17 protein-coding genes and 1 other RNA gene are annotated in these 18,166 nt (G+C 42.8%); 8 read left to right on the forward strand and 10 right to left on the reverse strand.

The genetic code is table 11. The features are described 5' to 3' along the window. Positions 1-15: 15 nt before the first annotated feature. Positions 16-2,430, reverse strand: a complete 2,415-nt coding sequence (locus tag ACNORC_RS13205; protein WP_418336126.1) for a YfhO family protein — start codon at positions 2,428-2,430, stop codon at positions 16-18. Between the two features lie 24 nt (positions 2,431-2,454). After that, positions 2,455-2,730, reverse strand: a complete 276-nt coding sequence (locus ACNORC_RS13210) for a DUF4834 family protein (protein WP_418336127.1) — start codon at positions 2,728-2,730, stop codon at positions 2,455-2,457. Positions 2,731-2,835: 105 nt separating this feature from the next. Here ACNORC_RS13210 and ACNORC_RS13215 point away from each other — a divergent pair, with 105 nt between their 5' ends. From ACNORC_RS13215 to pncA, 3 genes are read left to right on the forward strand one after another with little or no spacing between them, the layout of a single operon-like run. Further along, positions 2,836-3,738 (forward strand): transporter, encoded by a 903-nt coding sequence (locus tag ACNORC_RS13215; RefSeq protein ID WP_418336128.1) that lies wholly within the window; start codon positions 2,836-2,838, stop codon positions 3,736-3,738. Between the two features lie 12 nt (positions 3,739-3,750). After that, complete coding sequence (locus ACNORC_RS13220; protein ID WP_418336129.1) at positions 3,751-5,157, forward strand: nicotinate phosphoribosyltransferase; 1,407 nt, start codon at positions 3,751-3,753, stop codon at positions 5,155-5,157. Positions 5,158-5,160: 3 nt separating this feature from the next. After that, the gene (pncA, locus tag ACNORC_RS13225; protein ID WP_418336130.1) at positions 5,161-5,766 is read left to right on the forward strand and encodes a bifunctional nicotinamidase/pyrazinamidase; all 606 of its coding nucleotides are present in this window, start codon (positions 5,161-5,163) and stop codon (positions 5,764-5,766) included. A gap of 15 nt (positions 5,767-5,781) precedes the next feature. Here the strand turns inward: pncA and ACNORC_RS13230 are convergent, their stop codons facing one another. The 5 genes from ACNORC_RS13230 to ACNORC_RS13250 all read right to left on the reverse strand — a co-directional run bounded on the left by ACNORC_RS13230 (position 5,782) and on the right by ACNORC_RS13250 (position 8,688). Beyond that, positions 5,782-6,207 (reverse strand): hypothetical protein, encoded by a 426-nt coding sequence (locus ACNORC_RS13230; protein WP_418336131.1) that lies wholly within the window; start codon positions 6,205-6,207, stop codon positions 5,782-5,784. A gap of 102 nt (positions 6,208-6,309) precedes the next feature. Next, a complete protein-coding gene (gene rny, locus ACNORC_RS13235; RefSeq protein WP_418336132.1) occupies positions 6,310-7,881 on the reverse strand; it encodes a ribonuclease Y in 1,572 nt (523 codons plus the stop codon). A gap of 49 nt (positions 7,882-7,930) precedes the next feature. Then, a non-coding RNA gene (gene ssrS / locus ACNORC_RS13240) (6S RNA) lies at positions 7,931-8,037 on the reverse strand. 60 nt (positions 8,038-8,097) lie between these two features. Next, positions 8,098-8,388, reverse strand: a complete 291-nt coding sequence (locus ACNORC_RS13245) for a cell division protein ZapA (protein WP_418336133.1) — start codon at positions 8,386-8,388, stop codon at positions 8,098-8,100. A gap of 9 nt (positions 8,389-8,397) precedes the next feature. Beyond that, positions 8,398-8,688, reverse strand: coding sequence for a hypothetical protein (locus ACNORC_RS13250; protein WP_418336134.1), 291 nt, complete (start codon positions 8,686-8,688; stop codon positions 8,398-8,400). A 184-nt stretch (positions 8,689-8,872) separates the two neighbouring features. Here ACNORC_RS13250 and ACNORC_RS13255 point away from each other — a divergent pair, with 184 nt between their 5' ends. Both ACNORC_RS13255 and ACNORC_RS13260 read left to right on the forward strand, forming a co-directional pair. After that, complete coding sequence (locus ACNORC_RS13255; protein WP_418336135.1) at positions 8,873-10,561, forward strand: M23 family metallopeptidase; 1,689 nt, start codon at positions 8,873-8,875, stop codon at positions 10,559-10,561. Further along, entirely contained in the window at positions 10,562-13,021 is a 2,460-nt protein-coding gene (locus tag ACNORC_RS13260; RefSeq protein ID WP_418336136.1) for a TonB-dependent receptor, read from the forward strand. It begins immediately after the preceding gene. Between the two features lie 2 nt (positions 13,022-13,023). On the opposite strand, the gene ACNORC_RS13265 is transcribed toward ACNORC_RS13260, so the two are convergent. Further along, complete coding sequence (locus ACNORC_RS13265; protein ID WP_418336137.1) at positions 13,024-14,172, reverse strand: cysteine desulfurase family protein; 1,149 nt, start codon at positions 14,170-14,172, stop codon at positions 13,024-13,026. Positions 14,173-14,261: 89 nt separating this feature from the next. Here ACNORC_RS13265 and ACNORC_RS13270 point away from each other — a divergent pair, with 89 nt between their 5' ends. Next, complete coding sequence (locus ACNORC_RS13270) at positions 14,262-15,179, forward strand: hypothetical protein (RefSeq protein WP_418336138.1); 918 nt, start codon at positions 14,262-14,264, stop codon at positions 15,177-15,179. On the opposite strand, the gene ACNORC_RS13275 is transcribed toward ACNORC_RS13270, so the two are convergent. Together ACNORC_RS13275 and ACNORC_RS13280 are read right to left on the reverse strand one after the other, a co-directional pair. Then, the gene (locus tag ACNORC_RS13275) at positions 15,173-15,721 is read right to left on the reverse strand and encodes a DUF8465 domain-containing protein (RefSeq protein WP_418336139.1); all 549 of its coding nucleotides are present in this window, start codon (positions 15,719-15,721) and stop codon (positions 15,173-15,175) included. The genes ACNORC_RS13270 and ACNORC_RS13275 overlap by 7 nt on opposite strands. A 2-nt stretch (positions 15,722-15,723) precedes the next feature. After that, on the reverse strand, positions 15,724-15,945 hold the full coding sequence (locus ACNORC_RS13280; RefSeq protein ID WP_418336140.1) for a hypothetical protein: 222 nt from the start codon (positions 15,943-15,945) through the stop codon (positions 15,724-15,726). A gap of 86 nt (positions 15,946-16,031) precedes the next feature. On the opposite strand from ACNORC_RS13280, the gene ACNORC_RS13285 reads away from it, so the two are divergent. Together ACNORC_RS13285 and ACNORC_RS13290 are read left to right on the forward strand one after the other, a co-directional pair. Continuing rightward, positions 16,032-17,870: a DUF8693 domain-containing protein gene (locus ACNORC_RS13285; protein ID WP_418336141.1), complete on the forward strand. Its 1,839-nt coding sequence runs from the start codon at positions 16,032-16,034 to the stop codon at positions 17,868-17,870. Between the two features lie 2 nt (positions 17,871-17,872). Then, positions 17,873-18,157: a DUF2752 domain-containing protein gene (locus ACNORC_RS13290; protein WP_418336142.1), complete on the forward strand. Its 285-nt coding sequence runs from the start codon at positions 17,873-17,875 to the stop codon at positions 18,155-18,157. The last annotated feature ends 9 nt before the right edge of the window (positions 18,158-18,166 follow it).

The following is an 18,166-nucleotide window of genomic DNA, read 5'->3' on the forward strand; positions in this document are numbered from 1 at the left end:
CCTTTTTTGGGTGGTTTATGATTCCCGTGTTTGGTATACAATTCCGCCTATCAACAGCAATCCCAGGAGAAGAGAACTCACCAAAGTAATAGTGCTCCCGGTCTTTACCACTTCGGGTTCAAACCGGAAAGTTACTGTATGTTCTCCTGCAGGAACGATCATAGCGCGCAGTACGTAATTTGTTCTGAAATGTGGCACTTCTTTTCCATCAAGATAGGCCTGCCATCCGTGCGGATAATATATTTCAGAAAACACTGCCATTTGTTTAGCTCCGGAAGAATACTTGTAAACCAATTCATTCGGCTGATACGAGACCAGTTCGATCTGTGCAGTAGAATCAGCAGGAAATTCTTGCGCCGGAAGCATTTCCGCAAAATCTTCAGTGACTATTGCAGTTCGCTTGGTATCTATCTCACCCAATGTTTTAATGGCTTCATCAGCATTTTGCACAACCTGCACATTTTTAACGAACCAGGCATTACCGTTGGCTTCAGGATTTTGCTGTGCCACTTCCCCTTCTTGAGTGGGAACAATAAAGTATTTAGTATTTAGCATACTTAACACCTGCAAATTATTCTGAGAAAGGTGAAAATCATACAGCTCCTGCATTCTACCAGGTTTTGCGGCGTGATAACCTCCAACCGAATTATGGAAGAACGAAGTTCTGGCGGTATTAAAAGGACTTCCGGAGAGATCAAAAACGCGATAGTGTCCCTTATCCTGCATGATCTCCTGATCTGCCCTGGTGGCCTGGAAAGGTTTGTCTATTCTACTTGAAGGGATAAAATCTTCATCATTCACATACCTTCGATCCACTCCTACCAGATCAAAAACTATTAAAAGGCCAAGAACTAACATTAGACCGTTCTTTTTCAGTTTCTCCTTCATGAACAGCCATAGAGCACCGGCAGTTAAAAGCACCAGGATCAAACTACGAAGGGCGTCTGTCGCAAAGATCTCCCTTCGATCCTCTTTTAGAGCCCTGACAAAATCAGGACCGATTTGCTGAAGCATGGCACCGTCACTTGGCCCTGTAAAACTAAAAGTAGATTTCAGCAACCAAAATATCGCTGCCAATCCTCCCACTATAATCGCGGACCATTTGAGGGCGTGATATTTTCTTTCTCTGTTCTCTTCAGAGAATATGTATTTTGAAAGTCCGACAATGGCCAACACCGGAATACATAATTCAAGGATCACCTGGATGGAAGAAACCGCCCGGAATTTATTGTAAAGTGGGAAATACTCAATGAACAGATCTGTGAGTAAGGCGAAGTTTTTTCCCCAGGAAAGCAGTAATGCGAGTATCGCACCTCCCACAAGCCACCATTTGAGCCTGCCCCTGACCAGGAACAATGCAAAAACGAACAGAAAAAGTACCGTGGCACCAATATATGCCGGAGCACCCACATATGGTTGATCTCCCCAATAGGTTGGCGCAGATTCGGCAAACTGCCTCGCCTGTACAGGAGGGGCGCCCATTCGAACCAACGCGGAATAAATGTTCGACTTTACTCCCACATCTTCGGCACTGGATCCTCCCATAAACCTTGGTATGAAAAGGTTGAGACTTTCCAGCACACCATAACTATATTCGGTAATATAGTCATACCCTAAACCTTCATTTGTAGCAGGAGCTCCTTCAGGAGTTATGGTAAGGTCAGATTTCCCCCGGGTACTAAATTCGGCATACTGCTGAGTAGCCATTAGATTGGTGGCGTTAGCTCCAATAGCAAGAACAACTGCTATAGCCATTATTCCTACTGCTTTAAAAAATTCCGGTAATTGCTTTTTGCGGAAGGCATCGATCAAATATACCAGTCCCATTACCAGCACCAGAAGCAAAAGGTAAAAGGTCATTTGAAAATGGTTGGCACTTATTTCCAGAGCCATTCCGAAGGCCAGGAGTAAAAAACCGGTGATATACTTTCTTTTGAAACAGAGTAAAATTCCGCCGAGGACCAACGGCATGTAAGCAATCGCATGAGCTTTAGCGTTGTGACCAACGCCCAGAATAATTATCAGGTAGGTGGAAAATCCAAAAGCCAGGGCTCCTAAAAAGGCAAGCCTGTAATCAATTTTTAAGACCAGTAGTAAAATGTAAAGGCCAATAAAATAAAGGAATAAGTAGTCTGCCGGGCGTGGTAAAAAGCGCAGGGTACGATCCAGTTGTTTTATGTAGTCATGCGGATAATTGGCTCCTAACTGGTAGGTGGGCATCCCTCCAAAGGCTGCATCGGTCCAGTACGGTTCTTCTCCGGTCGCCTCACGGAAATCATTTTGTTCCCGGGCCATCCCAATATATTGGGCAATATCACTTTGAAAGATCTCTTTGCCCTGGAGTACCGGGTAAAAGTAAGCGAGGGAGATTATTATAAAGCCAAAGAAAACGAGTACGTGCGGAAGGAATTTCTTAAGACCTGCAGTCATAAAAGCTGGGTTTTGGAGTGGAAATTAGTCAATTTCTTCATAATCGATATACTCCCCAACGTCTTTCTTTGATTTCCGGGAGTTCTCGGGTTCTTTTTCTATACTCACTTCCCCTTCCTTCTGTGTGTTCCTTGTATGGTCAAATTGCTGAAATTGTTCCCCGAATTTTTTGCCCATCTTCTGTAAGAAATACCTAAGAATCATAGGCCCAAACCAGCGGACTATAAGTTTGAATCCGAAATAGATCAACAGGATGATCAGAACCACCCGAATCACTCCGGAAAATGACGCTTCTTGCATTATTAAAGTTTTGGTAAAATTACTATTCTACCCAAAGAAAACCAGCATGTGAGCAGAAAAAAATGATAAAATATCTATATTTGATCGTAACCAATCAGCCCAAATATGAAGATTTTCAAGTCTTTTGTCGTCCTGTTCTTTCTAGGATTTTCAGTTTCGCATGCGCAATACACTGAGACCATAAATTCTAACCGCCCCGGTAATTCTCAGGGTGCGTTTGCCGTAGGTCCCGGGGTACTGCAATTCGAGGCAGGAGGTAAATTTGGAAAGGATGAACACAGCCTCCTTCAAAATGAAACCGATTTATGGGGAATTGAATACATGGTTCGCTTCGGTCTCCTTTTTGAAGAGTTGGAAATTAATCTGATGGGCTCCTTCCTTAACCAATCAACTACTTATCTCATAGGCAGCCAGAATCGTACTTACGATATTGCAAACTTTGACTCGAATGCTATTGGGGTGAAATACCTGGTGTACGATCCTTATAAGAATGGCAAAAAGCGGAAAGTGAACCTCTATAGTTGGAAAGCCAATCAAAAATTCGACTGGAACACCTTAATTCCGGCGGTTTCGCTCTATGCAGGTGCAAATTTTGCTTTCGGGGACAATCCTTACCTGTATGAAGGGGAAGGAAAGTTTTCACCACGATTTGCTGTTATCTCCCAGAATAACTGGGCCGGCGGCTGGGTCTTTGTCATTAACCTTATAGCCGACAAAATAGGCCAGGATTACCCTACTTATTCCGGGATCGTCACCCTCACCCATTCTTTTAATCAAAAGTTTGCAGCCTTTATTGAATTTCAGGAGATCATAAGTGACATTTACAGTGACGAGATCTTCCGCGGCGGACTGGCTTATTTGTTCCACAAGAATTTTCAGGCTGATGTTTCAGGCCTTATAAATTTCAAGGATACACCTTCAAGATGGCAGGTGGCAGCCGGACTCTCCTATAGATTTGACTGGCACAAACAGGACCAGTACCTGGAAAGGGCTGAAGACGAACTATAATTCCACAACAAAATGATCTCTTTTTCAGGCACCTATACAGATCAATATCAGCTCACTATGGGGCAGGTATATTTTCTGAAGGGCCACACACATGATACAGCAGTTTTTGATTATTTCTTCCGGAAATTACCTTTTGAAGGGGGGTATGCCATATTCGCGGGTTTGCAGGATCTTCTGAATATTCTGAAAGATCTGAGTTTCACTGAAGAAGACATTAAATTTTTAGGCACCCTTGGATTAGATCAGGAATACCTTGAATACCTGAAGAAATTCAAATTTCGGGGTACTATCTACAGCGCCAAAGAAGGTGATATTATTTTTCCAGGGGAACCGGTGGTACGGGTGGAAGCGAACATTATTGAAGCCCAGCTCATTGAAACCCTCCTGCTGAATATTTTGAATTTTCAAACGCTCATTGCAACCAAAGCAAGCCGAATGAGCGTGCAGGCAAAGGGACGAACCCTAATTGATTTTGGTCTTCGCCGGGCCCAGGGCCTGGGTGGTTACCACGCCAGCCGTGCCGCCGTAGTAGGTGGTTTTGATGCCACCAGCAATACTGCAGCCGGAAGGGATTTTGGTATTCCAGTATCCGGAACCATGGCCCATTCATTCATCCAAAGCTATGATGATGAGCTTACGGCTTTTCGTGATTTTGCAGAGATACATCCTAACAATACCATTCTCCTGGTAGATACTTATGATACTCTAAAAAGCGGAATTCCCAATGCCATTACTATGGCTCATGAAATGGAGAAAAAGGGGCATAAACTAAAAGGGATCAGGCTTGATAGTGGCGACCTCGCTTATCTCGCCAGAAAGACCAGGGAAATGCTGGATAAAGAAGGTCTGAACTACGTGAAGATCTCCGTCTCCAATCAACTGGACGAACATTTGATCAAAAGTTTACTGGACCAGGAGGCTCCAATAGATATCTTCGGAGTGGGAACAAATTTAGTCACAGGAAATCCCGATTCTGCTTTGGACGGAGTCTATAAATTATCATTTTTCGATAATAAGCCACGCATAAAACTTTCGGAAACAATTTCAAAAGTGACATTGCCTCATAAAAAACAGGTTTTCCGGATGCTGGACAAAGAAGGTAATTTTTTAGGAGCTGACGTGGTATGTATGCAGGAAGAAAAAGATCCGGAAATGATGTTCCACCCGTTTGATCCATTAAAATTTCTTTCCATTGCTGAAGATCAGAAAGAAGCGCTGCTGCACAAGGTCATGGAAAATGGCAAAATTCTGGAAGAACCAAAAAGCCTGCAAGAAATTGCCACTTTTAGCAAGGAACGTCTGGCAAAACTTCCGCAGGAATTCAAGCGATTTTTCAATCCGCACCTCTACAAGGTGGGCATCAGTTTGCGTTTAAAGGAAGAGCGGGACAGGCTGATACAGGAACACAAAATAAAGTAGTCTATGAGAACGCTGATAATTGTCGATGCTCAAAAAGATTTTATGCCCGGGGGCGCATTGGAAGTCCCTGAAGGGGATAAAATAATTCCTGTAATAAACCGAATCATTCCTGAATTTGATCTGGTGGTGGCCACACAGGATTGGCATCCGGCTTCACACAAAAGTTTTGCTGTAAATCATCCGGGTAAAAAGGAATTTGAAGTGATCGACCTTAACGGACTGGAACAAAAATTATGGCCTCCGCATTGTGTTCAAGGCACACCGGGCGCAGAATTTCACCCTGACTTGAACATGGATCCTGTAGAAGCTATTTTCCGGAAAGGAATGGAGGAAGGAATAGACAGCTACAGCGGATTCTTTGACAATGGTCACAAAAAAAGTACCGGCCTGGCCGGTTATCTAAAGGATAAAAATGCGCAGGATCTATACTTCTGTGGACTGGCTGCTGACATCTGTGTGAATTTCACCCTTCTGGACGCGCTTAAAGAGGGTTTTAAAGCAACTTTGATCGAAGATGCTGCCATGCCCCTTGATGCTCAGAATTACGGGCAGGTGCAGGAGCATATTAAAAAAATCGGTGGAAGGATCATTTCTTCCGAAGAACTATAGTAGTAAGATCAATGATCATCTCCGGTGCCACCTTCTGGTGAACCACCATACGGCTCCCTGCAGAAATCCGGTAAGCACGCCAGCCATCACAATATTCTGAAGCGCCTGGAGTACAGCATAAGTATAATTGTCCTTAAATGGATTGTCAAGACTGTATAGTAGCAGAAATTCCTGGCTCAGGTAACCGAATATTCCGAAGGCAACCAGCAAAAATCCGTAGCAAAAGACAAAGAAAAAATCTCTTTTTTGGGTCCACTTGTAATACACTGCGATACAGGCCAGCACCACCCAACAGATCCAGATACTGATCTGGAAATCCAAAAGTATCTCTCTCCCCTGCTCTAAAGTACCCGTTCCCAACACCTCTTCTACCCGAAACAACATAATTAACGGGTAAAACAAAACAAGAAAGACTGGAATTAACAGGTACTTCTTCTTCATTTCTTTTAATTTCCCTTGAAAGTATGAAAATTAGACCAGCTATAAAACAAAAGCACCTGCTTCAAATGAAGCAGGTGCTTTAAAAATGATATTTTTCAGTCTTTATTTTGCGATATTGACCGCACGGGTCTCCCTGATCACGGTCACTTTTACCTGACCGGGATAAGTCATATCTGTCTGGATCTTTTGTGAGATCTCAAAAGACAGGTTAGCTGCCTTATCATCGCTCACTTTTTCACTTTCCACGATCACCCTAAGTTCTCTACCTGCCTGAATAGCATAAGCCTTTTTCACGCCGTTGAAGCCAAAAGCGATATCCTCAAGGTCTTTCAATCTTTGAATATAAGAATCCAGTACCTGCCTTCTTGCACCCGGTCTAGCCCCGCTTATTGCGTCACAAACCTGTACAATTGGAGAAAGTAAAGAGTTCATCTCTATTTCGTCATGGTGAGCCCCTATTGCGTTACATACGTCTGGTTTCTCTCCATATTTTTCGGCCCACTGCATTCCAAGGATAGCGTGAGGTACTTCAGTTTCTGAATCAGGTACTTTTCCGATATCATGTAGTAATCCTGCGCGTTTAGCCAACTTCGGATTCAGACCTAATTCAGCAGCCATTACGCCACATAATTTTGCTACTTCACGTGAGTGTTGCAGCAGGTTTTGACCGTATGAAGAACGATATTTCATTCTTCCCACAATACGGATCAGTTCCGGGTGCAATCCATGGATTCCAAGGTCGATCACCGTTCTTTTCCCTACCTCAATAATTTCTTCTTCAATTTGCTTGGTGGTCTTTTTAACCACTTCTTCGATCCTCGCCGGGTGAATCCTTCCGTCTGTTACCAGTTTATGCAGAGATAATCTTGCAACCTCTCTTCGTACCGAATCAAAGCAGGAGAGGATAATAGCTTCAGGAGTGTCATCAACGATGATCTCTACTCCGGTGGCCGCTTCTATTGCACGAATGTTACGACCTTCCCTACCAATGATGCGTCCTTTTACATCATCGCTTTCCAGGTTAAAGACAGAGACACAGTTGTCTATTGCCTCTTCGGTTCCTATTCTCTGGATGGTATTGATGATGATCTTTTTGGCTTCTTGTTGTGCGGTAAGTTTTGCCTCTTCCAGGGTTTCCTGTACAAGTGCCATGGCATCTGCCTTAGCGGTATCTTTCAGTGACTCTACCAATTGTGCTTTGGCGTCCTCCGCAGAAAGTCCGGAGATCACCTCCAGCTGCTGCACTTTACTGTTGTGAAGTTTGTCTACTTCTTCCTGTTTTTTCTCAAGTACTTCGTTGCGATGGTTGTAATCGGCGATCTTCTCTTCCAGGTCCTTATTCAGGTTCTTGTTCTTCGCAAGTTCACTGGAGACCTGAGATTCCTTGTCTCTTATCCTTTTCTCGGCATCTGCAATCTTCTTATCCCTCGCCAGGATTACCTTCTCATGTTCGCTTTTAAGTTCAATGAATTTCTCTTTCGCCTGCAGGATCTTATCTTTCTTAATACCTTCTGCTTCCTGCTTGGCTTCTTTTAAAATTCCCGCAGCCGATTTTTTAGCACGTTGAATGACTTTAGAAGCATTTTTCCTTTCCAGGAACTTTGCGATTCCAAAACCAATTGCAAGGCCAACGACCACAGAAATAATAATGGTTGTTATAGTCAGTGTTTCCATTGTTTAAATTTATATATAAAAAAAGCCTGTATTAGTAGTGGTTTTGTATAAACTCTCTAAATCACGTTTAGGGCTAACAAGCTGATCAAGTATCCGCTCTAAGACGGCACGCTTTTACAACTTAAACTCACCCTCTTTAAAGAATTGGTGTTGAGTTTATCAAAAAAAATAACTAATACAGGCAGTAACCTTTACTTTTTTTACTTCAAAGAACAGTTAAACCAAATGCTTATCAAGCAGGTCGTTAAGAGAACGTAATTTGTCTGCGGCGAGTATTACCTCGCTATTGCTGTCAATCACTTTTTGTTCAGTCTGTGCTGCAAACTGTAATGCACACATTGCAAGCACATCCTGTTTATCCCTAACGGCGTAACTCTGTTCAAATTGCTTAATCATAGCTTCTATTTTCTTGGCAGCCTTCCGCAAACCTTCTTCCTGCTCTGGAAGTATGGTCATGGGATACACTCTGTCCGCAATAGAAACCTTAATTTTAAGCTGATTCGACATTTTATTCTTCTATTCAGAAAGTTGAACAATACATTGGTCAATCTCTCTAATCAAGCCATTGATCTTTAGCTTGGTTTCTTTTTTATAATCATTACTGCCAAGCAGCGCATTGGCAGCCTTCAGAGTTTGAACACGATTTTCAGAAGCTTCAAGGCTGGTTTCCAGTTCCTGTTTTTCAGCCTTTAATTTTGATAATTCTTCTTGTAAGATTTGTTGCTTTTGCTCCAGTCGGTTATAGTTCTGAAGTAAGCTGGCTATCTTAAATTCAAGATTATCAACTATTTCTGTTAAATCACTCATAAAAGCTAATCCTGCTGCTAACCCTTACAAAGTTAACATACCTCCCGAAATATCCCAATATTTTGAACTCTATTTTCCGGCGAAGGGTTAAAATTATTTTAAACTGCTCATAAATAACAGTTTAATTTTCCCGAAGGGTTTCCTATATTTAACCGCTATAAAAAAGTAAAAATTATCCCTTATCATGAAATGGATATATGCCGTAGGTTTCCTCTTTTTAACCTCTAATTTAACTGCTCAATACCAGATCCCTACAGAGTATTTTGATCCTCCCCTGGACATTCCCCTGGTCCTTGCAGGATCTTTTGGTGAGTTGCGTTCCAATCATTTTCACAGTGGACTGGATATAAAGACGCAGCAAAGGGAAGGCTTGCCGGTGCTCGCAGCAGCCGAAGGTTTTGTGAGCAGGATAAATATTTCACACTACGGCTACGGTAAAGCACTGTACATCCAGCATCCAAATGGCTATACCACCGTTTATGGACATCTTCAAAGTTTTTCTCCGGAAATAGAAGCTTTTATTAAGAAGAAACAATACGAAAAGGAAAGCTACGAAATAGAGCTTTTCCCTTCTGCCGAAGAGTTACGTGTGGAACGTGGTGAGCTGGTCGCCATCAGCGGAAACACCGGTGGCAGTGGCGGACCCCACCTGCATTTTGAAATAAGAGATGGGCAGCAACGCCCAATGAATCCGCTAATGTTCGGGATTGATATAAAGGATACTCGAACTCCACTCGTGCAGGGGCTTTATGTATACCCTGCCGGTGAGGAGGCACATGTAAATGGATCTGCTCAACGTCAAAAACTGAATTTAATTCCGCAAAGCGACGGCACCTACGTGGCTCCAAAAATAGAAGCCTGTGGCAGCATTGGGTTTGGGATCACGACTATTGATCAACAGGACGGCGCTCCAAACCAGAATGGCGTCTACCGGATTGAAACTTCTGCTAATGGGGAAAAACTCTTTCAGGCCAACTTTGAGAAATTTTCTTTTGCTGAAACGCGGCACCTGAATAAGCTCATCGACTATGGTTACTACACCCAGAATAACACTCGCATCCAAAAACTCTTTGTAGAACCAACAAACCCATTAAGTATTTATTCTGACCTTTCCAATGACGGACTTCTGGAAGTAAAGGACAGTTTATCCTATACCTATACCATCAAGGTCACTGATTTTGCGGGTAATGAACGTATTGTACGTGTACCGGTTCAGGGAAAACAGGAAGAGAATATCAGTCAAAAACCTGAATTTACTTCAGATTTTTATGCTGAAGCCGGAAAGGGCTGTGCATTTAAAGACAAAGGAATTGACGTTTACATTCCGAAGAACTGCTTGTATGAAGATCATTACCTGGACGTGGTTTTTGAAGACGAGAAGGTCAAGTTACATGAAGACGTAATTCCACTGCAGGGCTATGTTACCATTGGTTTTGACGTAAGTAAATACAAACCTGAAGACCGCGAACAATTGTTCATTGCAGAGATCAATAAATGGGGGAAACCAAACTATTCCACCACCTACAAGGACGTGGAACGTTTCACTACGAAGACGAGAAACTTCGGAACCTTTACCCTGGCTTCAGATAACACACCGCCTAAAATTGTCCCGGTGAATTTCAGGGATGGACAATGGATCTCGAACAATAAAGATCTGAAAGTGAGAATTTCAGATGACCTTTCCGGGATAAAGCAGTACCGTGCCACCGTCAACGGAAAATTCATTCTAATGGAATACGAGTACAAGAAGAATTTGCTCACTCATGATTTTTCTGACGGCGTAGTTACCGAAACTGAAAACCACCTGAAGATTGAGGTTACTGATAATGTAGGAAATACCACTATATTTGAAAGTACCTTTTATCGAAAATAGTTGAAAACCTCCTCTTTCGTTCTTCTTCTTGGTCTGCTGATATGGAACCATGGCTTCTCTCAAAAAGCGGTGATCCAGGGGATCATATTAGATGAAGAGCGACAACCTGTGGAGTCTGTCTCTGTTTTTGTTTCTGAAAATCTCGGTACTGAAAGCAACAAAAATGGGTTTTTCCGATTGGAAATACCTGCTAACCGGGAGGTCACACTATTTTTTACACACCTTACTTATGCTGACTTGGTTCAGCGTTTCATTCTGAGTCCTGAAAGTATATTGGAATTTAATCCCGTCTTAAAAAAGACCACCGAACAGATAGGAGAAGTTGTGATCACCTCCTCAGATCTGCAGAATTTAAAAGGAGTAACCGTAATTGATCCGCAAACCATTCGCAGACTTCCCGGTGCCAATGCGGGAATTGAGAATTTACTAAAGACCCTGCCGGGCGTAAGCTCTAATAATGAACTTAGCACCCAGTATTCGGTTAGAGGTGGAAACTACGACGAGAACCTGGTGTACGTCAATGGAATGGAAATATACAGACCTTTCCTCGTGCGATCTGGCCAACAGGAAGGGCTGAGCTTTATCAACCCTGATCTGGTACAAAATATTCAATTCTCAGCAGGTGGTTTCCAGGCAAAATACGGGGATAAACTTTCTTCGGTACTGGACATCACCTACAGGCGGCCTGTTGACTTCGCTGCGTCACTGGAAGCCAGCCTTCTTGGAGGAAGCCTTTCGGTGGAAGGAGTGTCAAAAAATAGAAAATTCAGGGCTCTTACCGGTCTGCGGTACAGAGACAACAGTCTGCTGGTTAAAGCGAGGCAGACAGAAACTAACTATTTCCCAAAATTTGCAGATGTTCAAACTTTATTGAGTTACCAACTTTCACAGAAAGCCGAAATTAGTTTTCTCGGAAATATTTCAGAGAACGTCTACAATTATCAACCGCTTACCAGGCAGACAAATTTCGGAACTTTTCAGGATCCACGGGCACTGGTGGTTTACTACAATGGACAGGAAGAGGATATCTATCGCACCTATTTTGGAGGCTTTATGCTTAACTATCAACCGCACGAATCCTATACCACTCATAATAGTGTTTCGGTTTACAACACACGGGAACAGGAATATTTTGACATAGTGGCCCAATACCGGATGGGCAGGTTAAATGCTGAAGTTGGAGGAGAGAACTTCGGAAAAGTGGAATATTCCGAAGGGATTGGTGCTCAACTCACTCACGCCCGGAATAAGCTGGATGCACTTATATTGAATGTTGCACATAAAGGAGTGATCAGGCTCCAAAAAAGCAGTTTTGAATACGGACTTAAATTTACCCGTGAAGACATTCAGGACCGGGTAAGGGAATACGAGATCGTTGATTCTGCAGGTTTTTCGGTACGGCCTCCCCTGCCTGATTTTGTGAACAACCAACCTTATGAACCATATACCGCACCCATAAGACCATTCACTGAAGTGCGAGTTTCTCATAAAACAAGCATCAACAGGTATCAGGCTTATTTGCAATGGAGCAACCGGTTCAGGATCGGTGAACATGAAAGTTGGATCAACCTGGGAGTAAGAAGCCATTCCTGGAAAGTGAATACACCAAATTCCTCTCCGCTACAAACAGTTGTAAGTCCACGAGGTCAATTTGCCATAAAACCGGCCTGGAAAAAAGATATGGTCTTCCGGATCTCGGGCGGACTCTATTTTCAGCCTCCGTTCTATAGGGAGCTCAGGGATCTTTCCGGAGAATTAAATCCTTCCGTAGAAGCCCATCGGTCCATTCACCTTGTGCTGAGTCATGAGTATAGTTTCAGGTTCTTTGAACGGCCATTCAAACTAAATTCAGAATTATATTACAAAGATCTGGACAATGTCAATGCCTACACCCTGGAAAATGTACGCATTCGATACCTTGCCAATAATGACACCAAAGCCTATGCTTATGGACTCGATATACGGCTCAATGGGGAGTTCGTCCCAGGTACAGAAAGCTGGTTGAGCTTTGGATATTTAAAAACGGAAGAAAATATTGAGAACCGCGGATATATCCCCCGCCCAACAGATCAACGCTTGAAATTCGGAATGTTATTTCAGGACTACGTGCCGCGCCTTCCCGATCTAAAAATGTATCTAAACCTTGTCTATAATACCGGTTTGCCCGGTGGTTCCCCCGCTTACGCCGATCCATACCTGTATCAAAGAAGATTACCCGATTATAAAAGGGCAGACCTGGGCCTTTTTTACCTTTTGAAGAGTCCGGAATCTTCCAATGAAGATCACTGGTTAAAAAGCTTTGAGGAAGTTTCTGTAGGCCTGGAGATCCTGAATATTTTTGATACTCAAAATGCCATTACCAACACCTTTGTAAGGGATGTGTATTCCAAGACCCAGTATGCGGTACCGAATTATCTTACTCCGCGGGTATACAACCTTAAAATAGGAATAAAACTCTAGGCTTACTGCTCAATAAATTCTTTCAGTACCTTGACCACGTAATCTACTTCCTCTTTGGTATTATACCTCGAAAAAGAGAAACGTAAAGAAGGTTTTTTAAGATCCTCTGCCGAAAGGAAAGCACTCAAAACATGGGATCCCTGGTCACTTCCACTCTGGCAGGCACTTCCTTTTGAGCAGGCAATACCATGCAGGTCAAGCTGGAACAACAACATCAGCGCTTTTTCGCTGGAAACGGGCAAACAAACATTAATAAGCGTATAGGTGCTGTGTTCAAAATCGTCACAATCTCCATTGAATTTAACTCCGGGTATCTCCTTCTTCAATTGATCTACAAAATAGCTTTTTAGAGAAGTTATGTATTCCTTTTCCTCCTCCAGCTGTTCCATAGAAAGCTTAAGTGCTTCCTCAAGACCCACAATATTGTGAACAGATTCGGTTCCAGCCCTGAAGCCCCGCTCCTGCTCTCCCCCAAAAATAAGAGGTTGCAGGCCACTGTTCTTTCTGATGAACGCAAAGCCTACTCCTTTAGGGCCATGAAATTTATGAGCACTCACAGCTGTGAAATCAACCTGAATTTTAGAAAAGTCCAGTTCATAGTGTCCTACAGACTGTACAGTATCTGAGTGAAACAGGGCATTATGGGCCCGGCACATATTTCCCACTTTTTCAATATCCAGCAGATTTCCAATCTCATTGTTTACATGCATCAAACTTACCAGCGTCTTCTCTTCAGTAGAAGAAAGCCTTTTCTCCAGGTCCTCCAGGTCGATCCTTCCACAGTCATCAAGAGCCACATACTCGAGCTTAACTCCAAAAACATCATGCAGCTTATCCAGACAATGAAGAACCGCGTGGTGTTCGATCTGTGAAGAAATGATCCGCTTTACACCAAGGTCTCTTACGGCCGAATTTAAAACGAGGTTATCAGCTTCAGTACCTCCAGAAGTAAAAATTATTTCAGAAGGAGAAACGTGCAGCAGATTAGCCACGGTTTTGCGGGCCTGTTCGATCAGGGTTTTTGCAGAACGACCAAAAGAATGAGTGGAAGACGGATTACCGTAAACTTCCTTCATGACTTTGGCCATTTTATCCACTACTTCCTCACGGATCTGAGTGGTAGCGGCATTATCAAAGTAGACTTTTTTCATGGTGCACAAAAATAGCAGATTTAAATAAATATTAGAAAGACCCGGTATAAATTATATATTACTTTTAATTTTGCTGAAAATCCGGAATAATGAAAAAAATATTTGTCCTTTTCTTTGCTGCAATTCTTCTGATTTCGTGTGATGACGGGGACATTATTGTGACCGATTTTAATTTTGACAATCAACAACTTCAGTGGTGTGGAGATGACGAACAACAGGTTGTTTTCAATATCAACAACGATCAGGTCTTTGAAGCTATTGCGTTTAGATTTAACCTCGACACTCCTACCCCACAATTCTTTTCTACGGAAGAAGGACAAATAAGCGTTCCTCTTAACAGCACCAATCAGGTAGTTTACCGGGTTTTCGATGGAAAGGTGGAAAACAGTTACTTCTGCAGTATCATTCCGCCGGTAACGCCCAACGTAACGGAAGAATTCCGCAGTACTTCCGGAGGGGAGGTCCTTATCACCACCACTCTTAAGAATGCTACAGATCATGACGGAGATGGTGTGCCTACTGCTACAGAAGGTTTTGAAAAAGATACAGACGGAGACGGAATTCCAGATTATCTGGATATCGATGATGATGGCGACAATATCCTTACCCGTGTAGAAACTGAAGTGGAAGCGACAAACTCGGTTGGAAACTATCCTGATTCAGATAACGACGGCACCCCCGATTATCTTGATGCAGATGATGATAATGACGGAGTCATCACCCGCTACGAGGACTGGAACAGAAATAACAATCCGGCCGACGATCAAAATGAGGAAGGGCTTCCGCATTATTTAAATCCGGTGATCACCGATTCTTTTGTAGTGGATACCTTCAGGGAAAATTCAATTACCAGAACCTTCAGATACCTTTTCACAGTAGAAAATCTTACGCTGGTAAATCAGGGTGGCGATGGCGAACAGATACGCCTTCAAAACTATGAGCTTGGATATTACGATTCGCCGAGCCAGAGAATTACCATAGAACCGGCAGGAACGGAAGATCAGTAATTCTGAAAAATATAAACTTCGGTAGCACCCAATCCATATTTCTGGTAATCGGCGTCATACCACTTGATGTTCTCATAACGGTGAAATAGCGTTTCAAGTTCCGCCCGCAACACACCTTCTCCTACTCCGTGGATAAAAACCACTTTTTGAATGCGCTTTTTCATGGCGAACTCCAGCTGCCTTTTTGCAGTATCTGTTTGAATGCTCAGGATATCGTAATTACTTAAACCGCCGGTCCTGGGAACCAGTTTTTCAATATGCAGGTCAACCTCCATGGGCGGCTGATTGCGTTCCTTGGGTTTAATTCTCCTGGACTTTGGCTTTTTGGAACTTTCCTTTTGCTTTATCACTTCGGAAAGATCTTCGACATCTGCAGGAATAATATCCGGAAAGGATTGCTGCAGTTTAACAAGATCTGTGGCCTCAAAGCTCAGCGAAAATCCTTCGGAAGTCTCTATCTCCACCTCAGTTCCGGAAACGGAAATAACGATCCCTTCCAGATCTTCATCAAGTACTGCTACTTTATCTCCGGGTTTGAACATTTCTAGAATTTCTCTTCTTCAGGTTCCTCTTCATTTTCCAGCTTGTGATCATCTTTTGTGATGGTCCAATGATTAGTGGCTCTGTATAGCCCCCACATTAAAGCTACAAATCCGGTTATTAGGATATAGACGTTTTTCTCTTCTGTAGACAGCTGAAAGATCAACAATGCACCACCAAAGACTATTAGAAAGGTATTTATAAGTTGAGAATTATTTTTTTTCATAATTATTTGTTTATCAACAACCTACTATTAAAAAACGATAGTATATTGTGGTTGAGTAAAAACTTCCCCCTGCAAATTTCGGTAAAATGAGAGGATTAATTCCCTTTACTGCATTTTTATTTGCAGTACAAATTTGTTGCGCCCAACTTACAGTAAAACCTTCAGCCCCGGGCAAGGATAATTTCTTATATGTCAAGGCTGACGTATTATTTGTAGGAGATAACATCCACCTCGAAAAAAATAATTCATCAGGAACAGAAGCGAGTATTTATCTGCGACGGGAAGGTCAACTCATCCAGGGAAAATCTCAGAAGAAGTCAAATTCCGGGACCGGCAGCCTGTCTGTTTTTCAAAAAGGCAGCACCAATGCTTACGATTATAATTATTGGGCTTCCCCGGTGGGAACAACAGCTGCTCAAAATGCCCTTTTTGGGATCCCTATGCTTCAGAGTCCGTTAACTAGTACCAACAGCAGTCCGGTCAATATTACTTCCGGACTAAATGGAACTTCTTCTCCGCTCACGATCTCTAACCGCTGGATCTATACTTTCTCCGGCAAGGAATATTCGAGCTGGAACTATATTGGGAGCAATATCTCTATTCCTGCCGGATTAGGTTTCACCATGAAAGGTGTTGATGGCAAAGATCCCACTGAAGTGGAAGGAGTGGCAAATAACCCGGGAAATGAACAGCGCTATGATTTTAGGGGCCTCCCTAATTCTGGAGACATCGAGGTGGCTGTAGCCGAAGATGAGATCGTTCTGGTGGGGAATCCGTATCCGTCTCTGCTGGATCTCAGTCTCTTCCTTCTGGAGAATTCAGGAGAGGGAACTCTGGAATCCTCTTGTTACGGTACCATCACCAGAAATAATGCAACTACCGGAATCGCATATTTCTGGGATTCCAAAGAAAAGGGGAATTCTCATTACCTCTCAGACTATGAGGGCGGATACGGTGCTTTCAGCCCAATTGATCCCTGTACTACCGGAGTCTATGAACGGCCATTGCTTAAATCTTACGGTGCTTCTGAAAAGTCTTTCGGTAATTATGGAAAACACTATGAACGCAGGTCCTTACCAATAGCACAGGGATTCATGCTGCAAGGAGTGAATGGTTCGCCGGTAAAATTCAGAAATGCTCACCGCTACCCAGCAAAAGAAGGTAATTCTGGCGCAGCTATTCCTTCCAGTGCTAATAAAGTCGCCTCCACGAAATTGACCACTATCCCAAAAGTAAGACTGGAGATAAGCTTTGATGAATATTACACCCGCAGTCTTACGCTTGCCTTCTGGTCACAATCAACACCGCAAATAGATAAGGCGATGGATGCTATTGCTTACAACCAGGCACCTACCGATGCCGGTTGGTTACATGAGGACACCAATTACATTATCGATGTGCGACCTTTCAATATTACTGACCAAATTCCACTTTTTCTTAAGGTCGAAAACCGCGAAACTCAGATAACCATCTCAAACGGATTGGAAGAAAATTCAGGGATCAAAAATATTCTTATCTTAGATTCTGAAACCAACAGCTACCACGACATTTCAGAAGCTCCTTTTCATATCACCCTCCAACCTGGAAACTATCACTCCAGGTTTAAAGTCGCGTTTACTGATGCATCTGAATTTGCAGAGCTTCCCGGGGAACCGGTGACAACTTCTGAAGAGGAAAGTGGTTTCTCCATTTTTCAAAATAACCTTATGCAGGAACTGGAGATTGTAAACAAGGATTTTTTGCCTTTGAGATCTGTAGCTGTATTTGATCTACAGGGAAAAAAGCTCTATTTCCGAAACAATTTCCCAAAACTCAGAACCGTGAGTATTGCTACCCAACACTGGGCAACAGGAGTTTACCTCGTAAAGGTTACGGATGCTGAAGGTAAAACCATCACCAAAAAAATATCGGTTTACAAAAGATAGCCATGGAAGAATTTATGCTCCCCTGCCTAAACAAACAGCTCTTTGGAATTGACTGCCTGGGTTGTGGCGCACAAAGGGCACTGGTCATGGTTCTCCAGGGAAAATTTTCGGCTGCCTGGCATATGTATCCTGCTATATACACCATACTACTACTGCTCTTTTTCCTGGTATTCAACCTATTCTTTAAATTCAAATTTGACTGGCACGTAAAGGCCGGACTTATTATTTTGAATGCTGTCATTATAGTAATAGCCTACACCCATAAAATGAGTTTTCTAATAAATTAACTAACCAAA

Origin of the sequence: Salinimicrobium soli (genome assembly GCF_048323655.1) — a bacterium.
GTDB lineage: Bacteria > Bacteroidota > Bacteroidia > Flavobacteriales > Flavobacteriaceae > Salinimicrobium > Salinimicrobium soli.

What these genes read in the sequence shown, in the direction of transcription:
- ACNORC_RS13205 (WP_418336126.1), bottom strand. Translation starts at nt 2,430, where the DNA reads ATGACTGCAGGTCTTAAGAAATTCCTTCCGCACGTACTCGTTTTCTTT.
- ACNORC_RS13210 (WP_418336127.1), bottom strand. Translation starts at nt 2,730, where the DNA reads ATGCAAGAAGCGTCATTTTCCGGAGTGATTCGGGTGGTTCTGATCATC.
- ACNORC_RS13215 (WP_418336128.1), top strand. Translation starts at nt 2,836, where the DNA reads ATGAAGATTTTCAAGTCTTTTGTCGTCCTGTTCTTTCTAGGATTTTCA.
- ACNORC_RS13220 (WP_418336129.1), top strand. Translation starts at nt 3,751, where the DNA reads ATGATCTCTTTTTCAGGCACCTATACAGATCAATATCAGCTCACTATG.
- pncA (WP_418336130.1), top strand. Translation starts at nt 5,161, where the DNA reads ATGAGAACGCTGATAATTGTCGATGCTCAAAAAGATTTTATGCCCGGG.
- ACNORC_RS13230 (WP_418336131.1), bottom strand. Translation starts at nt 6,207, where the DNA reads ATGAAGAAGAAGTACCTGTTAATTCCAGTCTTTCTTGTTTTGTTTTAC.
- rny (WP_418336132.1), bottom strand. Translation starts at nt 7,881, where the DNA reads ATGGAAACACTGACTATAACAACCATTATTATTTCTGTGGTCGTTGGC.
- ACNORC_RS13245 (WP_418336133.1), bottom strand. Translation starts at nt 8,388, where the DNA reads ATGTCGAATCAGCTTAAAATTAAGGTTTCTATTGCGGACAGAGTGTAT.
- ACNORC_RS13250 (WP_418336134.1), bottom strand. Translation starts at nt 8,688, where the DNA reads ATGAGTGATTTAACAGAAATAGTTGATAATCTTGAATTTAAGATAGCC.
- ACNORC_RS13255 (WP_418336135.1), top strand. Translation starts at nt 8,873, where the DNA reads ATGAAATGGATATATGCCGTAGGTTTCCTCTTTTTAACCTCTAATTTA.
- ACNORC_RS13265 (WP_418336137.1), bottom strand. Translation starts at nt 14,172, where the DNA reads ATGAAAAAAGTCTACTTTGATAATGCCGCTACCACTCAGATCCGTGAG.
- ACNORC_RS13270 (WP_418336138.1), top strand. Translation starts at nt 14,262, where the DNA reads ATGAAAAAAATATTTGTCCTTTTCTTTGCTGCAATTCTTCTGATTTCG.
- ACNORC_RS13275 (WP_418336139.1), bottom strand. Translation starts at nt 15,721, where the DNA reads ATGTTCAAACCCGGAGATAAAGTAGCAGTACTTGATGAAGATCTGGAA.
- ACNORC_RS13280 (WP_418336140.1), bottom strand. Translation starts at nt 15,945, where the DNA reads ATGAAAAAAAATAATTCTCAACTTATAAATACCTTTCTAATAGTCTTT.
- ACNORC_RS13285 (WP_418336141.1), top strand. Translation starts at nt 16,032, where the DNA reads ATGAGAGGATTAATTCCCTTTACTGCATTTTTATTTGCAGTACAAATT.
- ACNORC_RS13290 (WP_418336142.1), top strand. Translation starts at nt 17,873, where the DNA reads ATGGAAGAATTTATGCTCCCCTGCCTAAACAAACAGCTCTTTGGAATT.